Below are 7758 nucleotides of genomic sequence, written 5' to 3' on the forward strand. Positions count from 1 at the left end.
CGAGACGCCACTGGCTTTGGAAACATCAAGAGACATTTCGAAGGAGAAACAATCCTAATAATGTGTAAAGGATGTCGCCGGTCTAAAGTGTAAAGCATGTCCCTGTTCATACAGGGGGATGAGGGCCTCTCACCCCAACAAAACCCGTGTCCGCTCCTCGATCCGCGCTTCCTCCATCGTCCCATCCTGCCAGACGTACTTCAAGTCCTCAGCTAGCGTGAAGCCGCCGTGATTGCCGTGCCGGTCGATGGCGATCATGCTCATGGCTGGAGGAATTGTCGCGGGCAGCGGGAGCAGGGCAAGGTCCGCCATGGTCTCGTGACAGGCCTCAGAGACGCTCAGGCCGCGCGCGAGGGCGGCGACGGTCATCCGGGCGAGGCTGGCGCGGATGGAGAGCTCTCCGAGGCCCGTGCAGGCGCAGGCGCCGTAACGGTCATCGCAGTAGTTGCCGGCGCCGATGATTGGACTGTCGCCGACGCGTCCCGGGTACTTGAACGCCCAGCCTGAGGTGCTGACGGCGCTGGCGATGTGTCCACGATCGTCCAGCGCGAGGAAGTCCACGGTGCCGACTGTCTTTTCCGGGTCCTGCGCCATGCGCGCCTGAACAGTTAAGGGAGCGTCGGCAAATCCGGGACGCTGGGTGACTCGCCGCCATGCCGCCTCGGCCTCGGGCGTGAGCAGCGTCATCGGTTCGAAACCATGCTCGGCGGCGAACTGCGCCGCGCCTTCACCTGCAAGAAGCACGTGATGCGGCAGTTTATCTAAGATCGCGCGCGCCACGGAAATGGGATGGGGATAGCCGCGAATGGCGGCGACGGCGCCCGCCTGACGCGTGGCGCCCTCCATAATCGAGGCGTCCAGCTCGACCTCACCCAGAATGTTGGGATATCCGCCGACGCCCACGGAATGATCGTGCTCGTTTCGCTCCACTTCGCGCGTGGCGGCCTCCACGGCGTCCAGCGCCGATCCTCCCGCGCGCAATATTTCCATCGCGGCCCCAATCCCGACTTTTCCGTTTTCACTGGCGACGACAAGCATATTCTCTAACCCTCAAGCACTCGATTTTTGGTTTCAATGATCCACGGCAGAAACAATAGCCCGATCAGCGGCACGGCGGCGACAAAGCAGAGGGTGTGCAGGATACTGCCCAGAGCGCTTGGCCCCGCCTTGGCGTAGCTGCCAACGATAAACGGCCCAATCGCGGTGATGAACCGTCCCGCATTGTAGCAGAAGCCTGCGCCGGTGGCGCGCAGGCGGGTGGGGAAGAGCTCGGGGAGATAATACGTGCAGGCCCCAAACACGCCGAAGACGGTGACGCCAATGGGGAAAAACAGCCAGAGCTGCGTGATCGGCTCCCAGCGATGGCCGAACGCCGTGAACAGCGCGGCGGCCGAGCCTAAAAAGTAAACGCCGAACATCATGCGCCGGCCCAGGAACTTGGCGGCGGGGATTGTCAGCAGCGTCCCGAGCAGGCCGCCCAGATTGAACACGCTGGAGCCGAGCGTGATCCAGGCCGTCTTGAGCGCTCCCGTGTCGTGCGCGCTCAGCTTTTCCCGCGCGGCGGCGGCAAGCGCCATGTCGGCGGCGATGACTTGCAGAAACGCGTTGCAGGTCCACCAGGTAATGAGAATGGTCAGTGCGGGCAGAAATCCGCTCAGCGTCGACATCCGATACTTCGGCGTGAACAGCTCGCGGATGCGTCCGCGCTGATCCGTCGCGCTCTTTTCCCAGACTTCGGGCTCTTTGACCAGTGTGCGGACGAAGAATGCGAACGCCGCCGGGATCAGGCCGCAGCCCAGCACCCAGCGCCAGGATGTTTCAGGGTGATCGGCCAGATAGACCGTGGAGATCAGGCTGTTGACGAACACGGCGAGAAACAGGCCCAGCGGCGCCGATGTGTAGAGCAGCGCGCCCGCCTCAACACGACGCTTTTCCGGTACGACTTCCGCCACCAACGATGCGCCGGCGGCCCACTCACCGCCGATGCCCAGGCTCGCGATGAACCGAAACAGCAGCAGCATGGGGAGGGAGGGCGCGATGGCGCAGGCGGCGGTGCCAAGCGCATAGAGCAGGATGGTCAGCATCAGCGTGCGCGAGCGCCCGATCCGGTCCGCGATCTTGCCGAATACGATCCCGCCGATGGCCCAGCCGATAAGGAGAATGGATGTCGCCACGCCTGTCCAGAACGCCGTCGCATGCTTGGCGGCGTCGCTGCCGGGCTGAAGGTGCAGCAGTGAGGGAACGCAATTGGGCGCGACGAAATTGAACAGCAATCCATCGAACACATCGAAACCCCAGCCGAGCCACGCGGCGAAGAGCACGGCCCATTGGTAGCCGTTCATATCCAGAAGTTTTTTGCGCCCTGTGGGAGCGGCGTCGACGGTGGCGCTTTTATTGCTCATTCGAATATTGTCCTTTTGGGGATGTTCTCACCAGAGCCGAGCCTCCTTCGGCATCAGCAGGCGCTCGACCACGGCTCCGCGATCGAGATGGGTTGCGACGATCTCTTCGACATCACTGGGAGAAACGCCGCTATACCAAACCCCTTCGGGATAAACGACGAGGTTGGGGCCGATCAGGCAGGGCGTTAGGCACCCGGTCGCCGTCACCTTGACGCGGGCGGGCCACCCGCGCCGCGCGATGGCCGCGCGAAAGGCGTCGGCAATCGCCGAGCCGCCGCGTGGTCCGCAGCTTGGCAGAGGGCTGTCCTCTGGACGCATGTTTCCGCAAATGAGAAAGTGGTATTGGATGTTATGGCTGTTTGGTTTCACGGTTCGTTCCCCGTAGTTCGGCGGAGGGTGAGCGCATTCCTGTCTGGGAACTCAGAGGCCTGTAATATTCGTTCTAATAGTGGGTACTATCACTGCAATGGCGCCGTGCGCCTCGTGGAGATTTAAGAAGCAATGAACAACAATCCTTATTATAGCGTGCCGAGGTCGGCCGTGGGAGAAACCACGCTGATCCAGCGCGTGTGTTACCTGCTGGCGACCTGTCTTTTAGTGACAGCCGGCGCCGCATGGTGGGCGGCAACCGCACAGCTTTCGCCCGGGCTGATCCTTCCACTGTTCATTGGATCAATTGCCTGTGTTATTGGAATCACGTTTACGCGCCGCCAGCCGGTCGTTAGTTTGATCTTGCTGTACGTTTTGAGTGTACTGGAAGGCTTAATGGCCGGGCCAGTTCTTAGTAGGATCGCACATGGCTTCACGATGGGGCCGATGATCATCGCGGAATCCGCCGCTCTCTCCGCACTGCTTGTGGTCGGCCTTGGAAGCTATGTCTGGATTTCGAATAAGGACTTTGGCGGTCTGGGCAAGATGCTTTACTGGGCCTTGCTGGGCTTGTTTGTCGTTGGCTTGATTGGCATGTTCATCAATATGGGTGGGGGGGGAACGCTGCTTTACTCGCTCGCGGGAACAGTGATCTTCTGCGGCTATGTGTTGTACGATGTCTCGAACATCAAGCATCGCTTCGGTCCTGAAGATTACGTGATGGCGACCGTGCAGCTGTATCTGGACTTCATCAACCTGTTCTGGTTCATCCTCCAGATCCTGCTGTCGGTCAGCGGCGGCGGATCGCGCAGCCGCGACTAAGTTTGTTACGATGATTGAAAAAAGGCCGGACTTGCGAAAGCGAGCCCGGCTTTTTTTGTGGTCGGGAGTCCCTATTCCCCCGGCGCTGAAGCGCTTTCCCCCTTTTGCCCAGAGGTAAAAGGGGCGTTCATAATTATTGTCCTTGCTCGCTCGACAAGTATCTGGGAAGAGCATTGCGCTTTCGGCGCCAAACTCCTCACGGCCATGTGACGAGTGAATGGAAAGTAATTATCAGCACCCCTTTTACCCTGCGAAGCAGCTTGTTGGGAAAAAGGGGGAAGCGCGCTAAAGCGCCGGGGGAATAGGGATTGCTCTGGGCATGGGGAGGAACCCGCGCCCCTCCAGTCGAACAATAGGGCATGTCAAACACAAGCCGCATTCTCCTCCCCCTCGATACCGACACCGCCGACAAAGCCGTGGACCTCGCCGTGCGTCTCAAAGATGATGTCGCCGGCTTCAAAGTCGGCCTTGAGCTGATCAACGCCGCCGGGTTCGATGTTTTCGAGCGCATCTATGACGCCGCCGGCAAAGACGCCAAGATCTTCTACGACTGCAAATTCCATGATATTCCCAATACCGTCGCTGGCGCGTCGCGTGCGGCGGCGAAGCGCGGCGTCTGGATGTTCAATGTGCACGCTTCTGGCGGCTCGGCCATGATGCAGGCCGCCGTGCAGGGCGCAACGCAGGGTGCGGAGGCAGGCGGCTTCGCCAAGAAGCCTCTGGTGCTGGCGGTCACGATTTTGACAAGTATCGCGCCGGAAGTGCTGTCGGGCGAACTGGGCGTCGAGTGCTCGCTGAAGGATCATGTCGTGAGCCTGGCGCGGCTGGCGCAGGATAGCGGATGCGATGGTATTGTCGCATCACCGCATGAAATTGCCGCCATTCGAGAAGCATGCGGGCCGGACTTTGTGCTGGTGATCCCTGGCGTGCGTCCGGCGGGCGCGGATGTCGGCGATCAGAAGCGTGTGATGACGCCCGGTGAGGCCGTGGCGCTGGGCGCCGATTATTTGGTGGTCGGTCGTCCTGTTTATGGCGCTCCCGATCCCAGCGCCGCCGCGAAGGCGATCAACGCCGAAGCGGACGCGGCGCGGAACAATGCCTGAGTTCTGCTCGTCCGGTAAGTATGAATGAACCGATTTACTTACCGACACGGAGAACGCGTATGTGGAAAACGTGGACCGGCGCCGCGCTGGCGCTCAGCTGTCTTGGAATGGCCGTCGCCGCCGCGCCCACGCCGGCCCGCGCGGCGCAGAGTGACAGCGACTATCCCTACCAGGGGCAGGAAGACTTTCACGTCGACGGACGGATCGACAAAGTCGACTCGGAGCGCGATACCATTGTTGTGATCAGCGACAAAGGGCGCTCTTACACCGTCGACACGACGGACACGAAGATCCGTCTGCCGCGCAGCAAGCGCGACGCCGAGACCGGGGACCTCGTTCCGGATATGCGGGTCAGCATTGATGGACGTTTGCTCTCGGACAATATCCTTGCGGCCAGCACGCTGAACGTCCTGCCGGCGCAACCCGGCCGGGGCATCGATCCGGTCGATCCCGCGCCGGCGAGGCCGGATACTCCGCCACCGCCGTCTTCGTCATCTTCCCGCTCTCGTACCTATCGCCAGCAGCCGATTGAAATGCGTGGTACGGTTGTGAAGGTCGACGACGACCGTGGCCGCCTCGTCATCCGAATCAACGATCACGAGCGCACCGTCGCTGTCGATGACCGGACCGACCTGCGCGGTGTGCCGGGCGGCGACGAAAACCACATCGGCGTCAGCATCGGCGATCGACTGACCGTGCGCGGCCTGCTGCGCTCTGATGGCGTTGTCTATGCGAACGCGCTCAGCCTTGGCCGGGTTATCGGCGGCGCTCTGCCCAGCAATGGAAGCGACGACCCGCAGACATCCGGCAATCAAAACGACGATCATCTTCTGATCGGCCGCGTTACTCAGACCAGCAATCGCCTGAACTCCCGAGACTTAAAGGTTCACATTGCGGGGAGCCGGGATGTGAAGGTCATCGTGCCGAGCGGTATCCCCATCCTGCGCGACCGCAAGCGAATCTCGGTGCACGATCTGACGAAGACAGATACGATCCGTGTGATGGGCGAATACGACGGGGATGAGTTCCGGGCGGATAAGATTGAGGTCGTTTCGGCGGTGTACGAGGAGTGACCTATCCCCGGCGTTTGCGCCCTCCCGTATGACCCACCCCCGGCATTTGCGCCCCCCGTATGACCCACACCGGCGCTTCGCGCCACCCCTCCCTTGAAGCAGGGAAGGGTAATTAGGATTTTGTTGTTGCAGGCGGCTTTCGTCCGAGAATCTCTTTCTAACCCTTCCCTGCTTCAAGGGAGGGGGCGGCCGAAGGCCGGGGGTAGGTCACTCAAGGGTGGCGCGAAGCGCCGGGGTGGGTCATACGGGGGGCGCAAATGCCGGGACTCGGTCTCTTACGCCGCGATCCAGTCCGCTGCGGAGCCTAGCGGCAGTCCGAACTCCTGCGCCACGGTCGGCAGGAACATCTTGCCGTCGGCCACGCTCAGGCCGAGCGCGAGGCCGGCGTCGTCGCGCAGGGCCTGCTTCACGCCCTTGTTTGCCAGGGAGAGCAGGTAGGGGAAGGTGGCGTTGGTCAGGGCGTAAGTCGAGGACGCCGGGACGGCGCCGGGGATATTGGCGACGCCGTAGTGGATGACATCATCGACGGTGAAGACTGGAACGGCGTGGGTGGTCGGGTGCATGGATTCGATACAGCCGCCCTGATCCACGGCGACATCCACGATCACCGAGCCGGGCTTCATGCGCTGGAGGTCGGCGACAGAGACCAAGATGGGGGCCTTTTCGCCTTTGATTAAGACAGCGCCGATAACGACATCGGCTGTGGGAAGGATCTCACGAATGTGCAGTGGGTTCGAGAAGTAGGTGGTGACATTCGCGGGGAGCACGTCGTCCAGGTAACGCAGACGCTCCAGATCGATGTCCATGATCGTCACGTTCGCGCCCATGCCAGCCGCGATCTTCGCCGAGTTGATGCCGACCACGCCGCCGCCCAGAATTACCACATGCGCCGCCGGAACTCCCGGCACGCCGCCCAGCAGAATTCCCCGGCCGCCCTGCGGCTTCTCCAGATACTTCGCCGCTTCCTGCACCGCCATCTTGCCCGCGATTTCGGACATTGGGGTCAGCAGGGGGAGTGTGCGGCGCTTGTCTTCCACCGTCTCATACGCAACACAAACCCCGCCGCAATTTACCATCGCTTCGGAAAGTTCGCGCGAAGCCGCGAAGTGGTAGTATGTAAACAGCGTTTGTCCGGGCTTGAACAGAGCCCATTCCTGCGCCTGAGGCTCTTTGACCTTCACGACGATATCCGCGACCGCCCACACTTCTTCCGCAGTCTCCACCAAAATCCCGCCGGCGGCGGTGTATTCGGAGTCCTGGATGCTGGTGCCCAGTCCCGCGCCCGCCTCCACGGTAACGGTATGGCCTGCGCGGACCAAACTCTCGACACCGGAAGGGACGACGGCGACACGGTTTTCGTTGTTCTTAATTTCGCGAACGACTCCGATATTCAAATGAGCAAACCTTTCTCTAACCTAAGAGCGAACATTCTGAGGAGAATGGAAATGAATGGGATGGGCGACGGCTCCCGTTTTACGGCGAATATCCGCCTCACAACACCATTTTACTTGCATGGGATACAAAAACTATTATGGGAAATGTCAAAGGCCGGTACAAAAAATATCAGAGTGAAAAAACTGCGAACTTTCTCAACTAGGAAAGGAGCATAGAGTTCATACCGAATTCCGTGAATTCAATATCTTGAGATGGGTATAATGGCAGTGTCGACTGTTCTGGGAAGGACCATTCACCATCGCACGCCCACTCTCGCCGCTAACCTATTTCCGACGAAATCTGAACCGTACTCTGCCTCTCGGCTTCGTGATCATCTTGTCGGTATTTTTGATCGCTTCCGTGGTGACGATTGTCAATTCGATCGACTTGACTGTCCTGACGATCTACAACTACACACGCGTGTTTACGCCGGTAATACCACGCTCTGGACATCTGCATGTCAACCCCGCCGTTCAGAAACAGATCAAAGCCTATCCTGAGACCGAGCGAGTCATTGACAACAGCTCGTTCTTCTTCAATATCAACACCGTCTTT

8 protein-coding genes are annotated in these 7758 nt (G+C 60.3%); 4 read left to right on the forward strand and 4 right to left on the reverse strand.

Going from position 1 to position 7758, the window contains the following annotated elements; genetic code table 11:
• Positions 1–129: 129 nt before the first annotated feature.
• The 3 genes from ABIZ35_RS08680 to ABIZ35_RS08690 are packed head-to-tail and all read right to left on the reverse strand — an operon-like array spanning position 130 to position 2771.
• Positions 130–1038 carry a N(4)-(beta-N-acetylglucosaminyl)-L-asparaginase gene (locus tag ABIZ35_RS08680; RefSeq protein ID WP_348219494.1) on the reverse strand — a complete coding sequence of 303 codons (909 nt, stop codon included), beginning with the start codon at positions 1036–1038 and terminating at the stop codon, positions 130–132.
• Between the two features lie 5 nt (positions 1039–1043).
• Complete coding sequence (locus tag ABIZ35_RS08685; RefSeq protein ID WP_348219495.1) at positions 1044–2402, reverse strand: MFS transporter; 1359 nt, start codon at positions 2400–2402, stop codon at positions 1044–1046.
• Positions 2403–2429: 27 nt separating this feature from the next.
• A complete protein-coding gene (locus tag ABIZ35_RS08690; protein ID WP_348219496.1) occupies positions 2430–2771 on the reverse strand; it encodes a (2Fe-2S) ferredoxin domain-containing protein in 342 nt (113 codons plus the stop codon).
• A gap of 132 nt (positions 2772–2903) precedes the next feature.
• Between ABIZ35_RS08690 and ABIZ35_RS08695 the strand changes: the two genes are divergently transcribed.
• The 3 genes from ABIZ35_RS08695 to ABIZ35_RS08705 all read left to right on the forward strand — a co-directional run bounded on the left by ABIZ35_RS08695 (position 2904) and on the right by ABIZ35_RS08705 (position 5769).
• Entirely contained in the window at positions 2904–3593 is a 690-nt protein-coding gene (locus ABIZ35_RS08695; protein WP_348219497.1) for a Bax inhibitor-1 family protein, read from the forward strand.
• Positions 3594–3952: 359 nt separating this feature from the next.
• A complete protein-coding gene (pyrF, locus tag ABIZ35_RS08700) occupies positions 3953–4696 on the forward strand; it encodes an orotidine-5'-phosphate decarboxylase (RefSeq protein ID WP_348219498.1) in 744 nt (247 codons plus the stop codon).
• Positions 4697–4755: 59 nt separating this feature from the next.
• Positions 4756–5769 carry a DUF5666 domain-containing protein gene (locus ABIZ35_RS08705; protein WP_348219499.1) on the forward strand — a complete coding sequence of 338 codons (1014 nt, stop codon included), beginning with the start codon at positions 4756–4758 and terminating at the stop codon, positions 5767–5769.
• A gap of 275 nt (positions 5770–6044) precedes the next feature.
• Here the strand turns inward: ABIZ35_RS08705 and ald are convergent, their stop codons facing one another.
• Positions 6045–7163 carry an alanine dehydrogenase gene (gene ald, locus ABIZ35_RS08710; RefSeq protein ID WP_348219500.1) on the reverse strand — a complete coding sequence of 373 codons (1119 nt, stop codon included), beginning with the start codon at positions 7161–7163 and terminating at the stop codon, positions 6045–6047.
• Between the two features lie 376 nt (positions 7164–7539).
• Here ald and ABIZ35_RS08715 point away from each other — a divergent pair.
• On the forward strand, positions 7540–7758 hold a 219-nt coding region (locus tag ABIZ35_RS08715; RefSeq protein ID WP_348219501.1), incomplete at its 3' end, for a hypothetical protein.

The sequence above is a fragment of the Capsulimonas sp. genome (assembly GCF_039929585.1).
Taxonomy (GTDB): Bacteria; Armatimonadota; Armatimonadia; order Armatimonadales; family Capsulimonadaceae; genus Capsulimonas.